Below are 24203 nucleotides of genomic sequence, written 5' to 3'. Positions count from 1 at the left end.
GTTAGCGGTGGTGACAAAGGCACCACTTCAACAAAAGCTAAGGTCAGGAGGAGGAATCAACCGGCGACTGTGGACGAGATGAAGCGTCTAAATATAAGCCTAGTGCTACACGGTCCGACGGTTGTGCATCTCCACCCTACACGTATCCCTGATAATTCGGGTGCTGCCGCGCGCAGAATCCGCAGCGGGTTGGCATTTACCGTGTACTCCAATGGGGAGTTCACGCTCATGGCTAAACAAGACTGAATGTGGGCGACTGCGCTCTCACTCAGCTCTTAACAGGCGTTGTTTCCGAAGCATTCGCCGTGGTCTGGCACAAGACTGACTGCACTTTGTGAACTGGCCGTAAATATCGGCGCAGAATGCGAGTATTCACTCTGCTTTCTGCACTCGCTTCAGGCCTCATGTCACCTGCGCTTGTTACAATCTCGAACCTTCCAGGGTGGCGAAAGCCCCGTAGGACGGCCTCGCGTCCTGATGAATTGCGATGGTCAGGGCCGGCAGCTTGCCGCAAGTCCTCTGTCCAGGCCGCTTTTGGCGGCGTTCGCGACTATAGCAGCAATGATTAAGTGCTTCAATTCCATAAAAAATTGTTATCATCGCCGCCATGACGACTACCGCCCCCCAGACCCCCAGCGTCCAGCTGCTTGAGGTCTCGCCGGAATATGCCGGCCAACGCATCGACAACTTTCTCCTGGCCAGGCTCAAAGGCGTGCCCAAGACCTTGATTTACCGCATCTTGCGTAAAGGCGAGGTGCGCGTGAACAAGGGGCGTATCAAGCCCGAGTACAAGCTGCAGGCGGGCGATATCGTCCGTGTGCCGCCAGTGCGCGTGCCTGAGCGGGACGAGCCTGTTCCCCTCGCTCAAGGGCTGCTGCAGCGCCTTGAGGCGTCGATTGTCTTTGAAGACAACAAACTAATCGTGATCAACAAGCCCTGTGGCATTGCTGTGCATGGTGGCAGCGGCCTAACGTTTGGGGTGATCGAAGCCTTTCGCCAGTTGCGCCCGGATGCCAAGGAGCTGGAACTGGTCCATCGCCTGGATCGCGATACTTCCGGCCTGTTGATGATCGCCAAGAAGCGCAGCATGTTGCGGCACCTGCACACCGCCCTGCGGGGTGATGGCGTGGACAAGCGCTACATGGCGTTGGTGCGTGGCAACTGGGCCAGCTCAATCAAAAGCGTTCGCGCGCCGCTTCAGAAGAGCAATCTGCGCTCCGGCGAGCGCATGGTCGAAGTGGACGAGGAGGGTAAAGAAGCCCTGACCCTGTTCAAGGTGCTGCGCCGCTTCGGTGACTTCGCCACCCTGGTCGAGGCCAAACCGGTCACTGGGCGTACCCACCAGATTCGCGTGCATACCTTGCATGCGGGCCATTGCATTGCCGGTGATACCAAGTACGGCGACGAAGACTTTTCCAAGGAGATTAGAGACTTGGGCGGTAAACGCCTGTTTCTCCATGCCTACATGCTGACTGTGCCGCTGCCTGATGGTGGCGAGCTGAAGTTGCAGGCGCCTGTCGATGAGATGTGGGCCAAGACCGTGGAGCGTTTGAGTGTCGCACCTTGATTACAAGTTGCTGATTTTTGATTGGGATGGGACGCTGGCCAACTCCATTGGTCGCATTGTCGAGTCGATGCACATGGCGTCCACCCGTTCAGGCTTTGCGTTATGCAGCGATCAGGCGGTCAAGGGCATTATTGGTCTGGGGCTGCCTGAAGCCATCCGTACCCTGTATCCCGAAATCAGTGACGCTGAACTGATAGCGTTTCGCGAGCATTACGCCGATCACTACATTGCGCTGGAGGCAGAGCCTTCGCCGCTGTTTGAGGGCGTTGTGCAATCGCTGGCGGCGTTCCGGGCGCAGGGTTACCACTTGGCAGTTGCTACCGGCAAGGCTCGTCGCGGGCTGGATCGGGTGCTCAAGGCTCATGGTTGGGAAGATTACTTCGACATCACCCGTGCTGCGGATGAAACCGCCAGCAAACCTCACCCTCTGATGCTGGAGCAGATCCTTGCCCATTGCGGCATGTCGCCGCGTGAGGCGCTGATGGTGGGTGATGCTTCCTTCGATCTGATGATGGCGCGTAACGCCGGCATGGACAGCGTTGCAGTCAGCTATGGTGCCCAGTCCGCTGAGGCGTTACAGCAATACGAGCCTAGGGTCACGATTGATCATTTTTCTGAATTGCAGGCCTGGCTCGGTCGGGCTCAATAAGTCTTTGCTGGGGTTGATGGCATGAGTGATGAGTGGAAAGCGCCTGAAAAGGCTGAAAGCGGTGACGACAAGAGTTGGAAGCTGCTGGAGAAGACGCTCCTGGCCAGCGTCCAGGAGCAGCGTCGTGCGCGGCGCTGGGGGATTTTCTTCAAGCTGCTGACCTTTACTTATCTGTTGCTCATGCTGGCGCTGTTCAGCCCGCTGATGGATATGGAAAAGAGCGCAACCCGTGGCGCGAACTACACCGCGCTGATCGAGGTGCGCGGTGTAATTGCCGACAAGGAGCCGGCAAGCGCCGATAACATCGTCGGCAGCCTGCGTGCTGCGTTCGAAGATCCCAAGGTCAAAGGGGTGATACTGCGCATCAACAGCCCGGGCGGCAGCCCGGTGCAATCGGGTTATGTGTATGACGAGATTCGCCGCCTGCGTGGCCTGCACCCGGATGTCAAACTGTACGCCGTGATTTCCGATCTGGGTGCTTCGGGTGCTTATTACATCGCCAGTGCCGCTGATCAGATCTATGCCGACAAGGCCAGTCTTGTGGGCTCCATTGGTGTGACGGCGGCCGGTTATGGGTTTGTTGGCACTATGGAGAAGCTGGGTGTTGAGCGCCGCACCTACACCTCGGGCGAGCACAAAGCGTTTCTGGATCCGTTCCAGCCGCAAAAGCCCGATGAAACCCAATTCTGGCAGAGCGTGCTGGATACCACTCATCGCCAGTTCATCGCCAGCGTGAAGCAGGGGCGCGGGGATCGTCTAAAGGATAAAGATCATCCCGAGCTGTTCTCGGGGCTGGTGTGGTCCGGTGAGCAGGCGTTGCCGCTGGGTTTGATCGATGGTCTGGGCAGTGCCAGTTCGGTGGCGCGGGATGTGATTGGCGAGAAGGAGTTGGTGGATTTCACGGTTGAGGAATCGCCGTTTGATCGCTTCTCCAAGAAGCTCGGTGCCAGCGTGGCTGAGAAGCTGGCGCTGTACATGGGCTTCCAGGGGCCGACGCTGCGCTAATATCTCAAGTCTGTCGTAGGTCAAAATGTAGAAGGGGCGGTGCGACGATTTGACTTGCCCCCGATAGCGGTGGATCAGTCAACCCAAGGTTGGCTGATACGCTTCTAGCGGGGGAAAACCCTCTCCCGTATTTGGTTTGCGGTGTTCTTAAGGGACTTGCACGCCTTCGCTGAGTAGCATATCTACCAAGCGAATCAGCGGTAAGCCGACAAGGCTGGTCGCATCTGGCCCGTCGGTGCTTTGGAACAAACTCACGCCCAGTCCTTCCGCCTTGAAGCTGCCCGCGCAGTCATACGGTTGTTCGACACGCAGGTAGCGCTCGATGCGCGCTGCATCCAGCTCGCGCATGTGCACGGTAAAGGGCACGCAGTCGACCTGGCAGCGCCCCGTCTCGCTGTTCAGCAGGGCCAGGCCGGTGAGGAAGCTGACACGCTTGCCGCTGGCGGCCAATAACTGCTCACGCGCATTTTCGAAAGTGTGAGGCTTGCCGATGATGCGGCCTTCCAGTGCGGCGACCTGGTCTGAACCGATGATCAGGTGTCCTGGGTGGCTGGCGGCGAGGGCGCGCGCCTTTGCTTCGGCCAGGCGCTTGACCAGCTCGATGGCGGACTCATTTGCAGCATGGCTTTCGTCGATATCCGGCGAGCTGCAGATGAATGGCAGGTGCAGGCGACTGAGCAATTCCCGGCGATAAACCGAGCTGGAAGCGAGTAATAAAGGCAGCATGTACGACTCCTCAAGGCAGTCGCCGATTCTAGCGGGGCGACCGGCTGACGCACAGGGCTGAATTTCCTTTGACATGGCTGGGTGCATCCCTATAATGCTGCGCCTATGTTGAATGACCCGATTCCACCTCACGTTGACCCGCGCAAATTGGCTGATCGTGGCACTTCCCTTCAAGGTGAATTGCTGCTGGCCGATTTGGAGAGACTCTGCGACCCGCTTTCCGACACTGTCGGTACGGTGCAGGCCAAATTCGTTTTTGAACGAGATGAACGTAAATCTGTGGTAATCCACAGCTTTATCGACACCGAGGTCAAAATGGTTTGCCAGCGTTGTCTTGAGCTGGTCACCCTGCCGATCCACAGCGAGTGCAGTTATGCCGTGGTAAAGGAGGGTGCGAATACCCAGTCGTTGCCGAAAGGTTATGACGTGCTGGAACTGGGCGAAGATCCTTTGGATCTGCATGCACTGATCGAGGAAGAGCTTCTGCTCGCCTTGCCCATTGTGCCTGCTCATCATCCGGAAGAATGCCAGCAGCCGGAGGGTCTCGATGACGAGGCCGAGCCGAGCGAGGACGAGGTAACGCGGTCCAACCCGTTCAGTGTATTGGCGCAGTTAAAGCGTGACCCAAACGTTTAGGAGTTAATCAATTATGGCTGTTCAGCAGAACAAAAAATCCCGTTCCGCCCGTGACATGCGTCGTTCGCACGATGCCCTGACGGCGAGCACTCTGTCTGTAGAAAAAACCACCGGTGAAATTCACCTGCGTCACCACGTATCGCCAGAAGGCGTATACCGTGGCCGTAAAGTGATCGATAAGGGCGCTGACGAGTAATCACTTGTCTGCTCAAGTCATCGCGATTGACGCAATGGGCGGGGACTTCGGTCCCCGCAGCATTGTTCAGGCCTGTATTGCCAGCCTGATTGCTACGCCCTCGCTGCACCTGACCCTCGTCGGTCAACCCTCACTCCTTGAAGAATTGATCGCCAGCCATCCGGTTGTGGATCGCGCGCGCCTGACGATTACGCCGGCCAGCGAAACCATCAGCATGGATGACAAGCCTGCTTCGGCCCTGCGCGGCAAGCCTGACTCTTCAATGCGAGTGGCCTTGGAGTTATTGCGTGATGGCAAGGTGCAAGCCTGTGTCAGTGCAGGTAACACCGGGGCGTTGATGGCACTGTCACGGTATGTGCTCAAGACGCTGCCTGGCATAGACCGGCCCGCTATGGTCGCGGCGATTCCAACGCAGGAAGGCTACTGCCAACTGCTGGACTTAGGTGCGAACGTGGATTGCAGTGCCGAGCACTTGTTCCAGTTCGCCGTGATGGGCTCGGTGGCCGCAGAAGCGCTTGGTATAGCCCGGCCGCGTGTGGCCTTGCTGAATATCGGCACTGAAGACATCAAGGGCAATCAGCAGGTCAAGCTTGCCGCCAGTCTGTTGCAGGGCGCGCGGGGCTTGAATTACATCGGTTTTGTCGAGGGTGACGGTGTTTACCGCGGCGAAGCGGATGTGGTGGTCTGCGATGGGTTTGTCGGCAATATCCTGCTTAAATCCAGCGAAGGCCTGGCGACCATGATCGCTGTGCGCATTGAGGCGTTGTTCAGGCGTAATCTGGTATCGCGCATCGTAGGTGCTCTGGCGCTACCGTTGATGCGGCGTCTGCAGGCCGACCTGGCTCCGGCGCGGCACAATGGTGCGAGCTTTCTGGGGTTGCAGGGGATTGTGGTGAAGAGTCACGGTTCAGCCGGTGTTGAAGGCTTTCAAAGTGCTATTGCGCGGGCCTTGATCGAGATTCAGGAAAACCTGCCGCAACGCTTGCACGGCCGTCTTGAGGATCTGTTGCCTTAGGCGAATTGGCTCGGGAGTGCTTAAATGTGACCGGCCAGTTCAATTGACCATCCAATCTGTCAGTTTCGCGCGCTCCCATAGTCGGCGCGCGCATTTTTGACGACCAGATCATTAGGGGCTTGTTACATGTCTACATCCCTCGCATTCGTCTTTCCAGGGCAGGGTTCGCAGTCCCTCGGCATGTTGGCCGAGCTGGGCGCGCAATACCCGCTGATCCTGGATACCTTCAAGGAAGCTTCCGAGGCCCTGGGTTACGACCTGTGGGCGCTGACCCAGCAGGGGCCGGAAGAGCAGCTCAATCAAACCGATAAAACGCAACCGGCCATCCTGACCGCTTCGATCGCCTTGTGGCGCCTGTGGCTGGCCGAAGGTGGCGCGCGCCCGGCATTCGTCGCCGGTCACAGCTTGGGCGAATACAGCGCCTTGGTTGCTGCGGGCAGCCTGACCCTCGCCGAAGCGGTCAAGCTGGTCGAGCGTCGTGGTCAACTGATGCAGGAAGCCGTTCCGGCCGGGCAGGGCGGCATGGCCGCTATTCTGGGTCTGGACGACGCCGTGGTGATCGAAGCCTGCGCCGAAGCGGCCCAGGGCGAAGTGGTCAGCGCAGTGAATTTCAACTCCCCTGGCCAGGTGGTGATCGCCGGTGCCAAGGCGGCAGTCGAGCGCGCCATCGAAGGCTGCAAGGCGCGTGGCGCCAAGCGTGCGCTGCCGTTGCCGGTGAGCGTGCCGTCCCACTGCGAGCTGATGCGCCCGGCGGCCGAGCGTTTTGCCGAGTCCATCGCAGCCATCAACTGGCAGGCACCGCAAATTCCCCTGGTGCAGAACGTCAGCGCGGCCGTGGCGGTCGACCTCGACACGCTCAAGCGGGACCTGCTGGAGCAACTCTACAAGCCTGTGCGCTGGGTCGAGTCGGTCCAAACCCTGGCCGCCAACGGCGCCACCGAGCTGGTCGAGTGCGGCCCAGGCAAAGTCCTGGCTGGTCTGAACAAGCGTTGCGCCGACGGCGTGTCGACTGCCAACCTCAATACCCCGGATGCCTTCGCTGCCGCTCGTGCGGCGCTGGCCTGATCCCCGAACTTAGGAGAAGCCTGCATGAGTCTGCAAGGTAAAGTTGCACTGGTTACCGGCGCGAGCCGTGGCATTGGCCAGGCTATCGCCCTGGAACTGGGCCGTCAGGGTGCCGTTGTGATCGGCACCGCCACTTCCGCTTCGGGCGCCGAGCGTATCGCCGCGACCCTGAAGGAAAATGGCGTTCAAGGCACTGGCCTTGAGCTGAACGTGACCAGCGATGAGTCTGTGGCTGCTGTATTGGCCGAGATCACTGCACAGTTCGGCGCACCGGCTATTCTGGTGAACAATGCCGGTATCACGCGCGACAATCTGATGATGCGTATGAAAGACGACGAGTGGTACGACGTGGTCGATACCAACCTGAACAGTCTGTTTCGCCTGTCCAAGGGCGTTTTGCGCGGCATGACCAAGGCTCGTTGGGGTCGAATTATCAATATTGGCTCCGTAGTGGGTGCCATGGGCAACGCAGGCCAAGTAAACTACGCAGCTGCCAAGGCTGGTCTGGAAGGTTTCAGTCGTGCTTTGGCACGTGAGGTCGGCTCGCGGTCGATTACGGTCAACTCGGTGGCCCCAGGGTTCATTGACACCGATATGACCCGCGAACTGCCGGAAGCACAGCGTGAAGGCTTGCTGACGCAGATTCCGCTGGGCCGTCTGGGCCAGGCTCAAGAGATCGCGAATGTGGTCACTTTCCTGGCATCCGACGGTGCGGCATACGTGACTGGGGCTACAATCCCGGTGAACGGCGGGATGTACATGAGTTAAATTGTGACGGATCGCTTCAAAAAAATGTCATACGAGCTGTCTAAAATCCGTTATAAAGCTGCAACTTAATTTATAGGCAGGTGGCGGACCGGGTACAGGGTGAAGCTTTCAGTTGAAAAGCTGAAAAGGCTTTCTATACACTTACCCACTGGCCAGCTGCCTGAATTTGTCCATTAGGAGTTAAACAAGGTATGAGCACCATCGAAGAGCGCGTCAAGAAAATCGTTGCCGAGCAACTGGGCGTCAAAGAAGAAGAAGTGACCAACACTGCTTCCTTCGTAGAAGACCTGGGTGCCGATTCCCTTGACACCGTTGAGCTGGTGATGGCTCTGGAAGAGGAATTCGAGACCGAAATCCCGGACGAAGAAGCTGAAAAAATCACTACTGTTCAAGCTGCTATCGACTACGTTACTGCCCACCAGGCGTAATAGTTTGTAGTCGTCGCTTGCTGTTAGGGAAAACCGCACTGCTGTAACGGCGTGCGGTTTTTTCTTTAGCGGTGATGAAAAAGTAAGCTCTGAAGCAAAGTGTCGTCATTAGAAAAAGGAGAGTGCTGTGTCGCGTAGACGCGTCGTAGTCACCGGTATGGGTATGTTGTCGCCACTGGGTACGGATGTGCCGAGCAGTTGGCAGGGCATTCTGGCTGGCCGCAGTGGTATTGGTCTGATCGAACACACGGACCTTTCTGCCTATTCCACCCGTTTTGGCGGCTCGGTAAAGGGGTTCAATGTCGAGGAATACCTCTCGATCAAAGAGTCCCGCAAACTCGACCTGTTCATTCAATACGGCCTGGCAGCCGGTTTTCAGGCAGTGCGTAACGCCGGCCTGGAAGTCACTGATGCCAACCGTGAACGCATCGGCGTGGCGATGGGGTCTGGTATTGGTGGTCTGACCAATATCGAAGAAACCAGCCGCACGTTGCACGATACTGGCCCTCGTCGAATTTCACCGTTCTTCGTGCCTGGCTCGATCATCAATATGATTTCCGGCTTCCTGTCCATCCACCTGGGTGCACAGGGACCGAACTACGCCATCGCTACTGCGTGCACCACCGGCACGCATTGCATCGGCATGGCAGCGCGCAACATTGCCTACGACGAAGCCGACGTGATGATCGCCGGCGGTGCCGAAATGGCAGCCTGCGGCCTGGGTATGGGCGGCTTTGGCGCGTCCCGTGCGCTGTCGACCCGCAATGACGAGCCGACCCGCGCCAGCCGCCCATGGGACAAGGGTCGTGACGGCTTCGTACTGTCCGATGGTGCCGGTGCCCTGGTGCTGGAGGAGTTGGAGCACGCTAAGGCGCGCGGAGCCACCATCTATGCCGAGCTGATCGGCTTTGGCATGAGCGGCGACGCCTACCACATGACCTCGCCACCGTCTGACGGTGCCGGCGCTGCGCGCTGCATCACCAACGCATTGCGTGATGCGAAGGTCAATGTCGATCAGGTGCAGTACATCAACGCCCATGGCACTTCGACCCCGACCGGTGACTTGGCGGAAGCTGAGGCCATCAAGTCGGTGTTCGGCGAGCACGCGTACAAGCTGGCTGTCAGCTCCACCAAGTCCATGACCGGTCACCTGCTGGGTGCGGCGGGCGCGGTCGAGGCGATCTTCAGCGTGATGGCCATCAAGGATCAGGTCGCTCCGCCGACCATCAACCTGGATGAGCCGGATGAAGGCTGCGACCTGAACTTCGTACCGCACGAGCCGCAACAGATGCCGATCGACGTTGCGATCTCCAACTCGTTCGGGTTTGGTGGCACCAACGGTTCCCTGGTGTTCCGCCGGTACGCCGAGTGATGCACAGCTGGGTCGACGGTCAGCCAGCGGACAACGTGCCCCTGAAAGATCGCGGCCTGGCGTATGGCGATGGCCTGTTCGAGACCGTCGCCGTCAAGGCCGGGCAGCCCCTGCTACTCGACCGCCACCTGCAGCGCCTTGATGAGGGCTGCAGGCGCTTTGCGTTCGTGGTCGATCTCGGGTTGATCCGCAACGAAGTGCTTGCCTATGCCGCCGCCCTCGGTGACGGTGTCCTCAAGCTGATCCTTACCCGTGGCGACAGCCTGCGCGGTTACGGCACCAATCCCGACGCACCTGTGCGCCGTATCCTGCAGGGCAGTCCGCCCACCACCTATCCCCACGCCCATGGAACCGACGGCATTCGCCTGTTTCCGTGCGCTACCCGTTTGGCCGAGCAGCCCTTGCTGGCCGGGCTGAAGCACCTTAACCGCCTGGAGCAGGTGATCGCGCGTGCCGAATGGCAAGATGTCGAACATGCCGAAGGTTTGATGCTGGATATGTCCGGTCGCGTCATTGAGGGCGTATTCAGCAATCTGTTTCTCGTGCGTAACGGCTTGTTACTAACCGCCGATCTGAAGCGTTGCGGTGTCGCGGGCGTGATGCGTGCCGAGATCCTGGACCAGGCACAATCGCTGGGCATCCCGGTGGCCGTGGCCGACATCACTGTCGAGCAACTGCGGCAGGCCGACGAAGTCTTTGTCTGTAACAGCGTGTATGGCATTTGGCCGGTGCGCGGCTGTGCTGCGATGAGCTGGCCGGTTGGGCCGCTCACCCGTAAACTGCAGGGCATTGTTCGCGCGCTATTGGATATCTGAGTTGATACGAAAACTGGTTGTACTGCTGCTGATCGGTCTGTTCTCGGCGGCTTTGCTGTTGGGGGTCTGCGCCTGGAAATACGACGCTGCCTTGAAGCAGCCGCTGAATCTGACCCAAGAGCAGTTGCTCGATGTGCCGGCAGGGGCGACTCCGACCGGCACCTTCAATCGACTGGAAGCCGACGGCGTGATCGATGGAGCCTTCTGGCTGCGTCTGTATTGGCGCTTTAACCTCGACGGCCAACCGCTGCATAGCGGCGAATACCGCATGACGCCCGGCATGACTGCCGAAGGCCTGATTGGCCTCTGGCAGCGTGGCGACGTGGTGCAATACAGTCTGACACTGGTGGAAGGCTGGAACTTCCGCCAAGTGCGTTCGGCCCTGGCCAAGCATGAAAAGATCGTACAGAGCCTCTCCGGCCTGAGTGACAGCGAAGTGATGGAGAAACTTGGTCACCCTGGGGTGTTTCCCGAAGGGCGATTCTTCCCGGATACGTATCGATTCGTGCGCGGCATGACCGACGTCGAATTCCTTAAAAAAGCTTACAACCGCCTGGACGACGTACTGGCCCAGGAGTGGAGCAAGCGCGCCCCCGATGTGCCGTACACCGACCCTTATCAAGCGCTGATCATGGCGTCTCTGGTGGAAAAAGAGACCGGTGTGCCGGAGGAGCGTGGCCAGATTGCCGGTGTGTTCGTCCGCCGTCTGAAGATCGGCATGCTGCTGCAGACCGACCCTACGGTGATCTACGGCCTGGGTGAGCGTTACAACGGCAAGTTGACGCGCGCTCACCTCAAGGAATCCAACCCTTACAACACCTACATGATTGCCGGGCTGCCGCCGACGCCAATCGCCATGGTCGGTCGCGAGGCTATCCATGCCGCATTGAACCCGGTGCCTGGCAGCAGCCTGTATTTCGTCGCCCGTGGCGATGGCAGTCATATTTTCTCCGATGACCTGGGTGCGCATAATGCCGCCGTGCGTGAGTTCCAGCTCAAACGCCGTGCCGATTACCGCTCCAGTCCGGCACCGGTGGTAAAACCGCCGGAAGATGCAACGCCGCCAACGGAAGCGCCCGCCGAGCCCGTGCTGGACACCACCGCGCCGCAAAGCCCGCAATGACTCTGACTAAGGACTGCCTGTGACTGGCTTGTTTATTACCCTGGAAGGCCCGGAAGGCGCCGGCAAAAGCACCAACCGCGATTACTTGGCAAAGCGCTTGCGTGCCGAAGGCATCGAGGTGGTGTTGACCCGTGAGCCCGGCGGTACGCCTTTGGCCGAGCGCATCCGTGAAGTGTTGCTGGCCCCAGGCGAAGAACAGATGAACCCGGACACCGAGCTGCTACTAGTGTTCGCTGCCCGGGCACAACATCTGGCCGAGGTGATTCGCCCGGCCCTGGCCCGCGGTGCCGTGGTGATTTGCGACCGGTTTACCGATTCCACCTACGCCTACCAGGGCGGCGGCCGCGGCTTGTCATTGGCGCGCATCGCTACCCTGGAAACGTTCGTGCAAGGTGATTTGCGTCCTGACCTGACCCTATTGTTCGACTTGCCCGTAGAAGTGGGCATGGCTCGCGCCAGTGCTCGTGGTCGTCTCGATCGCTTCGAACTCGAAGGCCAGGCGTTCTTCGATGCTGTGCGCAGCGCGTTTCTCAAACGTGCTCAGGTCGAACCTGCTCGCTATCACCTGCTTGACGCATCCCAGCCGTTGGCCAATGTGCAGCAGGCCATCGACGGCTTGTTGCCAACACTGTTGGAGCGCGCCCGTGGCTGAAGCCTACCCGTGGCAGGACAGTCTCTGGCAGCAGTTAGCCGGCCGCGCCCAGCACGCCCATGCCTACTTGTTGCATGGGCCAATCGGTATTGGTAAACGGGCCCTTGCCGAGCGCCTGATGGCCAGCCTGCTGTGCCAGCGTCCGGTCAACTTGGAGGCTTGTGGCGAGTGCAAATCCTGCCTGTTGCTTAAGGCTGGTAGTCATCCGGACAATTACCTGCTGGAGCCCGAGGAAGCCGACAAGGCGATCAAGGTCGACCAAGTGCGTGATCTCGTCAGCTTCGTGGTGCAAACCGCGCAGATGGGCGGGCGCAAGGTGGTGCTGATCGAGCCGGTAGAAGCGATGAACATCAACGCCGCCAACGCCCTGCTCAAAAGCCTGGAAGAACCCTCCGGCGATACTGTGCTGTTGCTCGTGAGCCACCAGTCAAGCCGCCTGTTGCCGACCATCCGCAGCCGCTGCGTGCAGCAGGCCTGTCCGCTGCCAAGCGAGGCGATAAGCCTGCAATGGCTGGCGCAGGCACTGCCAGACTGCTCCGCCGATGAACGTGTCGAACTACTGACCCTGGCCGCCGGTTCGCCCTTGGCGGCAGTGAAGCTGCAAGCCCAAGGCGTGCGTGACCAGCGCGCGCTGGTGGTGGATGGGGTTAAAAAACTCCTCAAGCAGGAACTGTCTGCGACACAACTGGCCGAAAGCGCCTGGAAAGACATTCCCCTGTTGCTGCTGTTCGACTGGTTCTGCGACTGGTCGAGCCTGATCCTGCGGTATCAGTTGACCCAGGATGAAAATGGCCTGGGCCTGCAGGACATGCGCAAGGTGGTGCAGTATCTCGCGCAGAAAAGCGCCCAGGACAAGGTGCTGTCCATCCAGGACTGGATCCTCGCCCAGCGCCAGAAAGTGCTCGGCAAGGCCAACCTCAACCGTGTGCTGTTGCTTGAAGCGCTGCTGGTGCAGTGGGTGGGCTTGCTCGGCCGCCGTTAATTTCCGTGGCCGACGGATGTATCGTCGGCCAGACACTTTCCGTGACTCAAGTTGTAACTTCCTATGCTCGTAGATTCCCACTGCCACCTTGATCGTCTTGACCTCGCCCAGCACGGCGGCTCCCTCGATGCCGCCCTGGAAGCGGCTCGCCAGCGCGGAGTCGGGCATTTCCTGTGCATCGGCGTCAGCGCCGACAACGCCTCCGACGTCAAAGCCTTGGCTGATCGTTATGCCGACGTGGATTGCTCAGTGGGTATCCACCCGCTGGACCTCAAGCCTGGCGAGGCCCCGGCCCTCGACTGGCTGCTGGGCGAACTCAACCATCCGCGTGTAGTGGCCATCGGCGAGACCGGCCTGGATTACCACTACGAACCCGAAGCTGCCGAGTTGCAGCAGGCATCCTTTCGCCTGCATCTGCATGCCGCCCAGCAGACGGGCAAACCGGTGATTGTCCATACCCGCGGCGCCCGTGCCGACACGCTCACCTTGCTGCGCGAAGCCGCGTTGCCCCAGGCCGGCGTATTGCACTGCTTCACTGAAGACTGGGACATGGCCAAGGCGGCGTTGGACCTGGGTTTCTATATCTCCCTGTCGGGCATCGTCACTTTTCGCAATGCCGACGCGTTGCGTGACGTGGCCCGCCAAGTCCCGGCCGATCGCCTGTTGGTGGAAACGGACTCGCCGTACCTGGCGCCCATCCCCCATCGCGGCAAGCCGAACCTGCCGGAATACGTGCGTGATGTGGCGGATTACCTGGCGATGCTGCGGGGTGAGTCCTACGAGCGTTTTGCGCAACAGACTACCGAGAACTTCAAGCGCCTGTTTCCATTGGCTCACGTCGCTTCGTAGATCCAGGGTCAAATCGCGGGCAAAAAAAACCCGGGTTCTGGGGGGTGAATCCGGGTTAAGACCATTAGGAGTAAAGCAAGGGCACACAGTCCGTCGGTACCCAGGTCGGCGCTTCACTTGGGGGAGATGTCACGCCGACAGTTCAAGTATTGATCAGTATCTGATTCAGTCCAGTCGCGACTGATCGTTTTTTAAACAGATTTGGAATACACGCGCTTCGCTTGAGTTCTCATTAGGCCGGTGCACGGGTGCAGTTGTTGCGTATTATTTCTGACTGATAGCCATGAAATCGTTGGCAGTCTGAAAGTAAAGTGCATGGCGGGTTCACATAGACGTTGCCCAACGACCGTTCAGTCGGGATAATCCCTCGCACTGGGTAAATCGTATCGCCATGTAATCTTGGTCATGCGCAACCCTCCCTATTCCGACCTTTGCAGACCTCTTCCTCATGCACAAAGAACCCCGTAAGGTCCGTGAGTTTCGCCGCCGTGAGCAGGAAATTCTCGACACCGCACTCAAATTGTTCCTCGAACAAGGCGAAGACAGCGTCACCGTCGAGATGATCGCGGATGCCGTGGGTATCGGCAAAGGCACGATCTACAAGCACTTCAAGTCCAAGGCGGAGATCTACCTGCGCCTGATGCTCGACTACGAGCGCGACTTGAACGAGCTGCTGCATTCGGCCGATGTCGATAAAGACAAGGAAGCGCTGTCCCGCGCCTACTTCGAGTTCCGTATGCGTGATCCGCAGCGCTATCGCCTGTTCGACCGCCTGGAGGAGAAGGTCGTCAAGGGCCATCAGGTGCCAGAGATGGTCGAAGAGCTGCACAAGATCCGCGCCTCGAACTTCGAACGCCTGACCCTGTTGATCAAGGGCCGTATCAGTGAAGGCAAGCTTGAAGACGTACCTCCTTATTTCCACTATTGCGCGGCTTGGGCCTTGGTGCACGGCGCCGTGGCGCTGTACCACTCGCCATTCTGGAGCAATGTGCTGGAAGACCAGGAAGGTTTCTTCCAGTTCCTGATGGACATTGGCGTACGCATGGGCAACAAGCGCAAGCATAGCGCCGAGCCAGCAGCCGTAGAGTCTTCGCCCGTTGAGACGCCGGCGTCGTAATCTTTACTGCCAGGCGTAGTACCCCAGGAATATACTCAGGCAAGGACCTTGCTAAAAGCTGATTTATCAGTCAGTTTTTAGCGCGCCCGAATCATCCTCTGCCGGAGTGATCCATGATCGTTGATCGTCAAGGCAGGCGTTTTCGCAATTTGCGGATCAGCCTGACTTCAGCCTGCAACTACGCGTGTACCTACTGCGTGCCCAACGGCAAGCGGCTGGTGGCTGCCCAAGACGAACTCTCGGCCGAGGCCATGGCTCGTGGTGTGGCTTACCTGATCGAAGCGGCGGGCATCGACCGACTGCGCATCACGGGTGGCGAGCCGCTGGTCAGCCCCAAGCTGGAAGCCTTCATGAGCGCAGTCGGTGGCATGGGTCTCAGCGATATCAGCTTGACCACCAACGGCCAGTTGCTGGCGCGCAAACTGCCGCTGTTGGTGGATGCCGGCATTCGGCGTATCAACGTCTCTCTCGATACCTTGGATGCGGACGCCTTCCGCAGCATCGCCCGTGGTGGCGATTTGGCCACCGTGCTCGATGGCATGGACCAGGCGCGCGCCGCCGGAATCAAGATCAAGGTCAACATGGTGCCGTTGCGCGGCCAGAACCTCGACCAAGTGATGCCGTTGCTCGACTACTGCCTGGAGCGTGGTTACGAGCTGCGCTTTATCGAGTTGATGCGCATGGGCCACCTGGCCAAGGATTCCAACGCGTTCCTGCAGCAATTCGTCAGCCTGCAGCAACTGCTCAGCCTGATCGGCGAGCATCACGAATACCTGCAAGCCAACGCGCCGGTGGACGCAACCGCAGTTCGCTACGAGGTGCCGGGCAAAGGCTACTTTGGCGTGATCGCCAACGAGAGCGTTCCATTCTGCCGTACCTGCTCACGGTTGCGTCTTTCGTCCACCGGTTGGCTGCATGGCTGCTTGTCTTCCAGCAACCGCCACTATGTCGGCGACCTGCTCGACAAACCGCGCCACCAGGCACTGCCGGCGCTGCAAGGCTTGCTGATGAAAGCCCTGGGCGACAAACAGGAAGTGGCATTCTCCGGCGGCGCGACGATCATGAAGATCATCGGCGGCTAACGCTATCCCAAGGTTACCCATCACCCAATATGGGAGTTGCCTTCAAGCTGGCGCAGAACCTGCATCTCACGTCCATTCGCCGGTTTTCCGTCACCGGCTTCTGGAGGATTAGGATGCGTAATCTGGTTTTGTTGCTGGCGTCATTGACGCTGAGTGGTTGCATGACCGTCAGCGATATGGCCGAAGGCACCCGCTATCAGATGAGCGACGCCGGGTTGCTTGACCACAGCGACACCCGCCGTACCGCCTCGGTTCGCATACAGCCGGACTCCTTTGTTTTCATCGCGCAGGGGGCCTTCGTGCCGCCGGGCAGCGCCTATCCGCGACCGAACGTGGTGGCCGAAGAAGCCTTCAACGGATTCGTCGAATACTTCCCCATGGTGCGCCGCGCCCGTCAGCCCGAAGGTTTGGAACAGGCGATGGCCGAAGCTCGTGCGGCAGGCGCCCATTACCTGCTGTACTGCCGATTCGCCAAGGCAGATGACCGTATCGGCAACGCCGACGAATGGGCCGATCAAGAGGCCTTGGACCGGGTAGGGCTAGACAGTGGCGTAATCCAGATCATGTTGATCGAGACCAGTACCCAGTATTTGATTGATACTGCACGCATTCGCAGTCGTGGCGGTTTACTGACGTTCCACGACAATCGGCCACAAGACTTGATTGCCCGCCCGCTGGCGCAGTACGCCCGCGGCCTGCTGGGTATGAGCGATCAGTAAGGCCAGATCAAAAAAAGGGAGAACCCCATGACCGATTCCGCCAAGGCCAACGACCTGTTGGCCCAACTGCCCAAAGGCAAGGGACCGGCGCCGGTGCACCTGTGGAACCCGGACTTCTGCGGCAACATCGACATGCGCATCGCCCGCGATGGCACCTGGTTCTACCAAGGCACGCCTATTGGGCGAAAGCCGATGGTCAAGTTGTTCTCCAATATCATTCGCCGCGATGGCGATGATTATTTCCTGATTACTCCCATGGAAAAAGTCGGCATCACCGTCGATGATGCGCCCTTTGTCGCGTTGACCCTGGAGGTTGAAGGGCAGGGTGAAAGCCAGTTGCTGCGCTTCACCACCAACGTCGATGAGCAGATCGAAGCCGATATCGAACACCCGCTACGGGTGGTCATCGACCCCGTCACCCAGGAACCTGCGCCCTATCTACGGGTGCGTACCAACCTCGAAGCGCTGGTGCACCGCAACGTGTTCTATCAATTGGTCGAGCTTGCTGTAAGCCGCCCGATCAACGGTCAGAACTGGCTGGGCGTGTGGAGCGGTGGCGAGTTTTTCCCGATCGGCGTGGAACCTTGAGGCCGGTTTTTTCACCTTCTTGAAATAATAAGCTTGCTGCTAACGGGCGCTTTCGGTTATCAATTTGTACATGATTAGACATGTTCGATTTGATAAGAAAAAACGCGTCGTCGACGAGCTCATCCGCCGTATCGAGGGTGGGGTGATGGCCGACGGTTTCCTGCTGCCAGGCGAGCACCAACTAGCGGAAGAATTTGCGGTCAGCCGCGGCACCCTGCGCGAAGCCCTGGCCGAACTCAAGCGGCGCAATTACATTGCGACCCAGAGCGGCGTCGGCTCCATCGTCACATTTGACGGCATGGTGCTCGATCAAAACAGCGGGTGGGCCCAGGCCTTGGCGGACAATGGCGCCTTGGTGACCACCGATGTCCTGCGCCTGGAAGCGGTGACGCGCCCCGACCTGTTCAGCCGGTTCGGCACCGATCAATTTATCGCCCTCGACCGCCGCCGGCGCACCACCGATGGTACCGCCGTGTCCCTTGAACGTTCGTTGATGCCCGCGTCCGGTGGCCTGGAAAGCCTGCCCCGCGTCGGCCTGATCGACAATTCCCTGACCATCACCCTGGCGGCCTACGGCTATGTCGGCGCCGAAGGTGACCAGTGGATCGGCGCCGAACCCCTCAGCGATGAAGACGCCCAACTGCTCGGTCGCCCGGCGGGGACCGTATTCCTCAAGGCATCGCGCACCACCTATGACCGGCGCGAGCGTTTCATGGAGCACGTCGAAAGCTTGCTTGACCCTCTGCACTTTCGCCTGCACCTGCAATTTGGATCGTCGAAATGACCTCGAATAACCGCGCCGTTGGCGCTTTCTACGGTCTCGCGCTGGGCGATGCCCTGGGCATGCCTACTCAGTCCCTCAGCCGCGAGCAGGTGCGACAGCGCTTCGGTGCTATCACCACCTTGGAAGATGCCGGTGCCGACCAACCTATCGCGCCGAACATGCCCGCCGGTTCCATTACCGATGACACCGAACAGGCCATTCTGGTCGGCGAGTTGCTGGTTGAAGGCCAAGGCAAGATTGAGCCCACCGTGCTCGCCCAGCGCCTGATCGACTGGGAAGCGGTGATGCGTGCCAAGGGTTCCCAGGACCTGCTCGGCCCGTCGACCAAGCGTGCCATCGACATGATCCTTGCCGGTCATACCCCGGAAGAGTCCGGCCGCTACGGCACCACCAACGGTGCCGCCATGCGCATCACGCCGGTGGGAATCGCCGCCGATGTCAGCGACCCGGCAGCGTTTATCCTGGCGGTCATCCAGGCGTGCCAGGTCACCCACAACACCACCTTGGGCATCTCCAGTGCAGCGGCGGTGGCGGCGGTGGTGTCAGCCGGTATCAACGGTGCGGACCTCGGCGAAGCGTTGAATATTGGCGCCCAGATCGCCCGACAGGCGGAAGGCCACGGTCATTGGATTGCTGGCGGGCGTATCTCCACCCGTATCAGTTGGGCGCGCACTCTGAGTGTCGGCAGCGGCGACAAAGCGTTGTTTGCTGAACTGCTCTACGAATTGATCGGCACCTCAGTCGCCTCCCAGGAGTCGGTGGTGGTGTCGTTTGCCCTCGCCCAGCAAGTGGCAGTGGGGGATATGAACGCCTTCGAGGCTTTGTGCCTGGCCGCCAGCCTTGGCGGTGACACCGACACCATCGCGGCGATTCTGGGTGCAATGCTCGGCGCCTGTTTAGGCATGCAGTGCTGGCCTGCGGCAATGATTGAACAGATCAAGGCCGTTAATGGGTTGGACTTGCAGCCGTTGGTTGAAGATCTGTTGAAAATGCGCTGAGTCAGGACAGTTGGGAAGACCGATTCACCTTGCACACCTGCCACAACCACAACAATACCGGCACCAGGAGCACCCCCCTCATGAGCAGCACCTCTTCCGGCCAAAGCGCCGGACAATTGGAAACACGCGGCATCGAACCGGTCCCCGAAGGCGAGTGCAATGGCCATCCGCTGCAACTGTTCTGGGTGTGGTTCGCCGCCAACATCAGCATCCTCGGCTTGCCGCTCGGCGCGACGCTGGTGGCGTTCCGTGGCCTGGCAATCTGGCAGGCGATCATCGTGGCGATCCTCGGCGCAGCAGGCTCCTTCGCGGTGGTGGGCATCATCTCCATCGCTGGCCGTCGTGGTAGGGCTCCCAGCCTGACCCTGTCCCGCGCTATCTTCGGCGTGCGCGGCAATATCGGCCCAACGCTGGTGTCGCTGATGTCGCGCCTGGGCTGGGAAACCGTCAACACCACTACCGCCGCCTTTGTGCTGCTGTCGTTGTGCTCGATCCTGTTCGGGTCGCCGGTCGAGGCCAAAAGCGCGCCGATGCTGACCCTGATCTTCATTGCCATCTTCGTGTTGCTGACCCTGTCCGTTTCCGGCCTGGGCCATGCCACCCTGCTGGTCATTCAGAAGTGGGCCACGTACGTGTTTGGTGCGTTGAATATCCTGGTCGGCGGCTTCCTCTGCGCCACCATCGACTGGAGCGCCGTGTTCAACGCTACACCCGCACCGCTGAGCGCAATGATCATCGGCATAGGCACCATGGCCGCCGGCACCGGTATCGGTTGGGCCAACGCCGGTGCCGACATGTCGCGCTACCAGCACCGCAGCGTCAAGGCCGTGCGTCTGGTGGCATCCGCCGCGTTTGGTGCGGGCATTCCGCTGGTACTGCTCATCACCCTCGGCGGCTTGCTGTCGGTGGGCAACAACGACCTGGCCTCGGCCACCGACCCGATCATCGCGATCCGCGACATGCTGCCTACCTGGATGGCCGTGCCGTACCTGATCACCGCGTTCGGCGGTTTGCTGCTGTCCAATAACCTGTCGGTATACTCGGCCGGTCTCACCACCTTGACCCTCGGCTTGAAGGTCAAGCGCGTGCACGCAGTGATCGTCGACATCGTCGCGATCTTCGCCGGTTCGATTTACTTCATGTTGATTGCCGACAGTTTCTACGGTCCGTTCATCACCTTCATCTCGTTGCTGGCGGTGCCGATTACCGCGTGGGTCGGGATCTTTGTGGTCGACCTGATCCACCGTCACTACTACAGCCCCAAGGATCTGCTGGACGTCAGCCCCAGCAGCGCCTACTGGTATCGCGGCGGTGTGGAGTGGCGTGCGCTCGGCGCGTGGGCCGTGGCGATTGTGCTGGGCTTCAGCTTCACCACCATCGGTACCACCGCCGAAAATATCTGGTTCGCCGGGCCGCTGTCCGACTCCTGGCTGGGCCACAACGGCCTGGGCTGGATCGTCACCTTTCTGGTGGCCGGCGGGATTTATGCCGTACTGGGCGGCGCGGCTGACCGTCGCCCAGCGTTAGTAGAGAGCCCCAATGTCTAGATTGCTGCACACCGGCCAGGTCGTTGTTGACCTGGTCATGGCCCTCGATACCTTGCCCGCCACCGGCGGCGACGTGCTCGCCAAGTCCGCCGGTTTCGAAGCCGGCGGCGGCTTCAATGTGATGGCGGCGGCACGACGCAATGGGTTGCCGGTGGTTTACCTAGGGCGCCACGGCAACGGCCGTTTTGGCGACCTGGCCCGCGCGGCGATGCAGGCCGAGGGCGTGGAAATGGCCCAGGCGGCAAGTGAGGGCAAGGACACCGGGTTGTGTGTCTCGCTGACCGAGGCCACCACCGAGCGTACCTTCATCTCCCATATCGGCGCTGAAGGTGACTTGACTGCCGATGACCTGGCTCGCGTCGTTCCCCAGGCTGATGATTATGTATACGTCAGCGGCTACAGCCTGCTGCTGGAAGGCAAAGCGCAGGCGTTGCTCGATTGGTTACTGGCGTTACCCCGCGCGATCACCGTGGTGTTCGACCCGGGCCCGCTGGTCAAGGCGCCCGATTCTGCACTGATGATTGCCTTGCTGCCACGTATCGACATCTGGACCAGCAATGGCCCGGAAGCCTTGGCGTTTACCAGTGCGAAAACACTGGCGGACGCACTGCTGGACCTCAATCGGCATCTGCCTGATGGCGCGCTGCTGGTGGTGCGTGATGGGCCGAATGGCTGTTGGGTCAGTCGTCACGGACATGCCGACCATGTGCCAGGCTTTAAGGTGAGGGCAGTGGATAGCAATGGCGCGGGTGATGCGCATGCGGGGGTGTTTATCGCAGGTTTGGCTGCGGGTTTGACACCGTGTGAGGCAGCGCGTCGGGCGAATGCGGCGGCGGCGCTGGCGGTGACCCGTTGGGGCCCGGCCACCTCGCCCGGCACCGACGAAGTTGACGCTTTGCTCACTCACTGAGCGCGGAGCAGACATGTGGAAGGGGGCGTGCTCCCGATTGCAGTGCATCAGCCCATGAACAGGTGGCTGACATACTGCTATCGGGAGCACGCCCCCTCGCACATTTGGTTGGTGTGGAGGCTACTGACCGGCGTCCAGTTTGCGCGCCTCATCCACTCCAGATGCCGTCAGCTTGATCGGCAAGTTCAGCGAGTATTCACCGGCGTCGTCGGTGGTCACATGCCCATCCTTGATAAACCCGCGGTCCTGTAGGAACGCCAACACACTGGCGACCTCCTTTTCGCCGCGGTAGTTATCCAGCACCTCCTTGCCCAAACCTTGTGGGTGGGCGTGCAGCAGGCGGGTGAGGACTTCTTTTTCAAGGTTTCTATCGACGTTCATGCGTACCTCTTCACTGGGAAATGATCGGGTGTTCATCTTGCGGTCGAGTGCTTAAGGCGCAGGTTGTTTCGGCGCGCCGGGCAGGTTCGAGTCGTCGCCTTTGTTGATCTTCGGCTCATTGATCGACGGGCCCATTTTACCGTTGCCGACTGCGGCAGGTGCCTGGCGCTCGGTGTCGTGGCCCTTGGTATGCGGGTCGGCGCCGTTGGCGTTATCAATGACTGCGCCACCATTGGTATCCAGGCCGGTGCCCATGGATTTTTGCGATTCAGTGGTGGCGTCAGGCGTAGGATCGGTCGGGCCGGTGGTCGAGCTGGCAGCGACGGCGCTCAGCGATGCGGCGGACAGCAGGCCGGTGAGGGCGAAGGCAGCAAACTTGGAAGGCTTCATGAGGATATCTCCATAGAATTAATGTCCTTACCCTCTATTGGTCAGTTGCCGTTTGTTGATGGTGCCTTGATGGCGACGAACGGTATCAGCGCGCCTGTAAGATTTTGTGTGGCGCGGCCCCTCACCACTCCCGCCGCGCCACCCCCGGCTTTGTCGTGTGCGTGCGGGTGCTTGCAGCAGCGCAGGCCGGCGTAACTGCACGGCCCATGAAAATGCGCTGCAATCAGTCATCAAAGCGCCTTAGTATGTCGGCTTTGAAATTGCCCAAGGCTTGCCCATGACCATCGAGATTCGCCCCGCCGTGCCCAGCGATGCTGCGCAGATCCTGACGTTCATCACCGAACTCGCCGAGTACGAGAAAGCCCGGCATGAAGTGATCGCCAGCGTGGTGGATATCCAGCGCAGCCTGTTCAGCGAGGGCGCCACCGCCCATGGCCTGATCTGCTTGCGCGATGGCTTGCCGATTGGTTTTGCGGTGTTCTTTTTCAGCTATTCCACTTGGCTGGGCAGCAACTGCTTGTACCTGGAAGACCTCTATATCAACCCCGAGCAGCGCGGTGGCGGGGCGGGTAAGAAGTTGCTGCGCCACCTGGCCAAGATCGCGTTTGATAACGGCTGCGCGCGCTTCGAGTGGAGCGTGCTGGACTGGAACGAGCCGGCGATTGCCTTCTATAAATCCATCGGCGCCCAGCCTCAGGAAGAGTGGGTGCGCTATCGCATGGAAGGTGATGCATTACGAGATTTTGCCCTGGGCTGATTGTCATCCTGCCTACAAAACCGGCCAATCCAGGGCCGGTTTTTTTATGTCTAAGCTCACAATATGGGATGCAAATTTATATATTGAGATGTTTCTGGGTCTGGGTTTATAGTCGGCGGCATCAGCACTCACTACCAAAAATAAAACAGGTGAAGCGATGCAGGCACAACCGTTGTCACTCCCCGCCGTGCCCGAGCCCACTTACGGCGAGCGGCTCAAAGGCAAGGTGGTGATCATTACCGGCGCCGCCCAAGGCATTGGCGAAGCGATCGTCGCGTGTTTTCAGGCCCAGCAGGCGCGCCTGGTTATCGCCGATATTCAGGGTGAAAAAGTCGAGAAGGTGGCCGCCCATTGGCGCGAACGCGGTGCGCAGATTTACGCGCAAGCCGTCGACATCACTTCAAAAGAGCAATGGCAGGCGCTGGTCAATGTGGCCATTGAGCGCTTTGGTCGCGTGGATGTGCTGGTCAACTGTGCTGGCGTCAATGTGTTCTGCGACCCGCTGGAGATGACCGACGAAGATTGGCGCCGCTGCTTCGCCATTGACCTCGACGGCGCCTGGTTTGGCTGCCGCACGGTGCTACCGCACATGATTGAGCAGGGCGTCGGCAACATCATCAATATCGCCTCCACCCATTCCAGCCACATCATTCCTGGTTGCTTCCCGTACCCCGTCGCCAAGCATGGCTTGCTCGGCCTCACCCGCGCCCTCGGTATCGAATACGCGCCCAAGGGCATTCGCGTTAACGCTATCGCGCCGGGCTATATCGAAACCCAACTCAACGTCGACTACTGGAACGGTTTTTCCGACCCCCACGCCGAGCGCCAGCGCGCCTTTGACCTGCACCCGCCCAAACGCATCGGCCAGCCGGTGGAGGTGGCGATGACTGCGCTGTTTTTGGCCACCGACGAGGCGCCCTTTATCAATGCTACCTGCCTGATGATCGATGGCGGGCGGTCTGTGATGTATCACGACTAGAACTTTTACCGCTCAATAACAATAAAAGGTGTCGTTCATGAAAAAAGCCCTACGCGTCCTTGCCGCCGCCGTTGCTTTAAGCAGCCTCAGCAGCCTCGCATCC

At 59.8% G+C, this 24203-nt stretch carries 28 protein-coding genes; 25 read left to right on the top strand and 3 right to left on the bottom strand.

Features of this window, described 5'->3' with window-relative positions:
* The first annotated feature begins 607 nt into the window (after window positions 1–607).
* The 3 genes from rluC to AOA61_RS13735 are packed head-to-tail and all read left to right on the top strand — an operon-like array spanning window position 608 to window position 3221.
* The gene (gene rluC / locus AOA61_RS13745; RefSeq protein ID WP_032886795.1) at window positions 608–1567 is read left to right on the top strand and encodes a 23S rRNA pseudouridine(955/2504/2580) synthase RluC; all 960 of its coding nucleotides are present in this window, start codon (window positions 608–610) and stop codon (window positions 1565–1567) included.
* Window positions 1554–2216 (top strand): HAD-IA family hydrolase, encoded by a 663-nt coding sequence (locus AOA61_RS13740; protein WP_099601974.1) that lies wholly within the window; start codon window positions 1554–1556, stop codon window positions 2214–2216. The genes rluC and AOA61_RS13740 overlap by 14 nt, the downstream gene beginning before the upstream one ends.
* 21 nt (window positions 2217–2237) lie before the next feature.
* Window positions 2238–3221 carry a S49 family peptidase gene (locus tag AOA61_RS13735; RefSeq protein WP_099601973.1) on the top strand — a complete coding sequence of 328 codons (984 nt, stop codon included), beginning with the start codon at window positions 2238–2240 and terminating at the stop codon, window positions 3219–3221.
* Window positions 3222–3368: 147 nt separating this feature from the next.
* On the opposite strand, the gene AOA61_RS13730 is transcribed toward AOA61_RS13735, so the two are convergent.
* Window positions 3369–3947: a nucleoside triphosphate pyrophosphatase gene (locus AOA61_RS13730; RefSeq protein WP_095185669.1), complete on the bottom strand. Its 579-nt coding sequence runs from the start codon at window positions 3945–3947 to the stop codon at window positions 3369–3371.
* A gap of 105 nt (window positions 3948–4052) precedes the next feature.
* On the opposite strand from AOA61_RS13730, the gene AOA61_RS13725 reads away from it, so the two are divergent.
* From AOA61_RS13725 to AOA61_RS13630, 20 genes are all read left to right on the top strand, one after another.
* Entirely contained in the window at window positions 4053–4583 is a 531-nt protein-coding gene (locus AOA61_RS13725) for a YceD family protein (RefSeq protein ID WP_032886799.1), read from the top strand.
* A 13-nt stretch (window positions 4584–4596) separates the two neighbouring features.
* On the top strand, window positions 4597–4779 hold the full coding sequence (gene rpmF, locus AOA61_RS13720; RefSeq protein ID WP_008152339.1) for a 50S ribosomal protein L32: 183 nt from the start codon (window positions 4597–4599) through the stop codon (window positions 4777–4779).
* Window positions 4780–4783: 4 nt separating this feature from the next.
* Window positions 4784–5794 (top strand): phosphate acyltransferase PlsX, encoded by a 1011-nt coding sequence (gene plsX, locus AOA61_RS13715; protein WP_099601972.1) that lies wholly within the window; start codon window positions 4784–4786, stop codon window positions 5792–5794.
* A 126-nt stretch (window positions 5795–5920) separates the two neighbouring features.
* Entirely contained in the window at window positions 5921–6859 is a 939-nt protein-coding gene (fabD, locus tag AOA61_RS13710) for an ACP S-malonyltransferase (protein WP_032886801.1), read from the top strand.
* 24 nt (window positions 6860–6883) lie between these two features.
* On the top strand, window positions 6884–7627 hold the full coding sequence (gene fabG, locus AOA61_RS13705; RefSeq protein ID WP_032886802.1) for a 3-oxoacyl-ACP reductase FabG: 744 nt from the start codon (window positions 6884–6886) through the stop codon (window positions 7625–7627).
* A gap of 191 nt (window positions 7628–7818) precedes the next feature.
* On the top strand, window positions 7819–8055 hold the full coding sequence (acpP, locus tag AOA61_RS13700; protein WP_010566559.1) for an acyl carrier protein: 237 nt from the start codon (window positions 7819–7821) through the stop codon (window positions 8053–8055).
* A 127-nt stretch (window positions 8056–8182) separates the two neighbouring features.
* On the top strand, window positions 8183–9427 hold the full coding sequence (fabF, locus tag AOA61_RS13695) for a beta-ketoacyl-ACP synthase II (protein WP_032886804.1): 1245 nt from the start codon (window positions 8183–8185) through the stop codon (window positions 9425–9427).
* Window positions 9427–10242, top strand: a complete 816-nt coding sequence (gene pabC, locus AOA61_RS13690; RefSeq protein ID WP_099601971.1) for an aminodeoxychorismate lyase — start codon at window positions 9427–9429, stop codon at window positions 10240–10242. Before fabF ends, pabC begins: the two co-directional genes overlap by 1 nt.
* A 1-nt stretch (window position 10243) precedes the next feature.
* On the top strand, window positions 10244–11365 hold the full coding sequence (gene mltG, locus AOA61_RS13685; RefSeq protein ID WP_095185666.1) for an endolytic transglycosylase MltG: 1122 nt from the start codon (window positions 10244–10246) through the stop codon (window positions 11363–11365).
* Between the two features lie 19 nt (window positions 11366–11384).
* Complete coding sequence (gene tmk, locus AOA61_RS13680; RefSeq protein WP_099601970.1) at window positions 11385–12017, top strand: dTMP kinase; 633 nt, start codon at window positions 11385–11387, stop codon at window positions 12015–12017.
* On the top strand, window positions 12010–12999 hold the full coding sequence (locus AOA61_RS13675; RefSeq protein ID WP_032886809.1) for a DNA polymerase III subunit delta': 990 nt from the start codon (window positions 12010–12012) through the stop codon (window positions 12997–12999). Before tmk ends, AOA61_RS13675 begins: the two co-directional genes overlap by 8 nt.
* A 63-nt stretch (window positions 13000–13062) precedes the next feature.
* Complete coding sequence (locus AOA61_RS13670) at window positions 13063–13848, top strand: TatD family hydrolase (RefSeq protein ID WP_099601969.1); 786 nt, start codon at window positions 13063–13065, stop codon at window positions 13846–13848.
* 448 nt (window positions 13849–14296) lie between these two features.
* Window positions 14297–14965, top strand: coding sequence for a TetR/AcrR family transcriptional regulator (locus AOA61_RS13665; RefSeq protein ID WP_095185662.1), 669 nt, complete (start codon window positions 14297–14299; stop codon window positions 14963–14965).
* 113 nt (window positions 14966–15078) lie between these two features.
* A complete protein-coding gene (locus AOA61_RS13660; RefSeq protein WP_095185661.1) occupies window positions 15079–16047 on the top strand; it encodes a GTP 3',8-cyclase MoaA in 969 nt (322 codons plus the stop codon).
* Window positions 16048–16160: 113 nt separating this feature from the next.
* On the top strand, window positions 16161–16766 hold the full coding sequence (locus tag AOA61_RS13655; RefSeq protein ID WP_032886814.1) for a DUF4823 domain-containing protein: 606 nt from the start codon (window positions 16161–16163) through the stop codon (window positions 16764–16766).
* Between the two features lie 27 nt (window positions 16767–16793).
* Window positions 16794–17354, top strand: coding sequence for a DUF1285 domain-containing protein (locus AOA61_RS13650; RefSeq protein ID WP_099601968.1), 561 nt, complete (start codon window positions 16794–16796; stop codon window positions 17352–17354).
* Window positions 17355–17424: 70 nt separating this feature from the next.
* On the top strand, window positions 17425–18138 hold the full coding sequence (locus AOA61_RS13645) for a GntR family transcriptional regulator (RefSeq protein ID WP_032886816.1): 714 nt from the start codon (window positions 17425–17427) through the stop codon (window positions 18136–18138).
* Window positions 18135–19136 carry an ADP-ribosylglycohydrolase family protein gene (locus tag AOA61_RS13640; RefSeq protein ID WP_099601967.1) on the top strand — a complete coding sequence of 334 codons (1002 nt, stop codon included), beginning with the start codon at window positions 18135–18137 and terminating at the stop codon, window positions 19134–19136. Before AOA61_RS13645 ends, AOA61_RS13640 begins: the two co-directional genes overlap by 4 nt.
* An 80-nt stretch (window positions 19137–19216) precedes the next feature.
* Window positions 19217–20683 carry a cytosine permease gene (locus AOA61_RS13635; protein ID WP_099601966.1) on the top strand — a complete coding sequence of 489 codons (1467 nt, stop codon included), beginning with the start codon at window positions 19217–19219 and terminating at the stop codon, window positions 20681–20683.
* A complete protein-coding gene (locus AOA61_RS13630) occupies window positions 20676–21593 on the top strand; it encodes a PfkB family carbohydrate kinase (protein ID WP_099601965.1) in 918 nt (305 codons plus the stop codon). The genes AOA61_RS13635 and AOA61_RS13630 overlap by 8 nt, the downstream gene beginning before the upstream one ends.
* Before the next feature lie 120 nt (window positions 21594–21713).
* Here AOA61_RS13630 and AOA61_RS13625 read toward each other — a convergent pair whose 3' ends face one another.
* Both AOA61_RS13625 and AOA61_RS13620 read right to left on the bottom strand, forming a co-directional pair.
* Complete coding sequence (locus AOA61_RS13625) at window positions 21714–21974, bottom strand: hypothetical protein (protein ID WP_032886820.1); 261 nt, start codon at window positions 21972–21974, stop codon at window positions 21714–21716.
* A 51-nt stretch (window positions 21975–22025) separates the two neighbouring features.
* The gene (locus AOA61_RS13620; protein ID WP_032886822.1) at window positions 22026–22364 is read right to left on the bottom strand and encodes a hypothetical protein; all 339 of its coding nucleotides are present in this window, start codon (window positions 22362–22364) and stop codon (window positions 22026–22028) included.
* A gap of 277 nt (window positions 22365–22641) precedes the next feature.
* Here AOA61_RS13620 and AOA61_RS13615 point away from each other — a divergent pair, with 277 nt between their 5' ends.
* A complete protein-coding gene (locus AOA61_RS13615; RefSeq protein ID WP_032886823.1) occupies window positions 22642–23121 on the top strand; it encodes a GNAT family N-acetyltransferase in 480 nt (159 codons plus the stop codon).
* 157 nt (window positions 23122–23278) lie between these two features.
* A complete protein-coding gene (locus tag AOA61_RS13610; RefSeq protein ID WP_032886824.1) occupies window positions 23279–24100 on the top strand; it encodes an SDR family oxidoreductase in 822 nt (273 codons plus the stop codon).
* Window positions 24101–24203 lie beyond the last annotated feature (103 nt).

It is taken from the genome of Pseudomonas sp. 2995-1, assembly GCF_002742505.1.
GTDB lineage: Bacteria > Pseudomonadota > Gammaproteobacteria > Pseudomonadales > Pseudomonadaceae > Aquipseudomonas > Aquipseudomonas sivasensis.
Note: the sequence above shows the minus strand (reverse complement) of the source record. Positions and strands in the feature narration are given on the sequence as shown.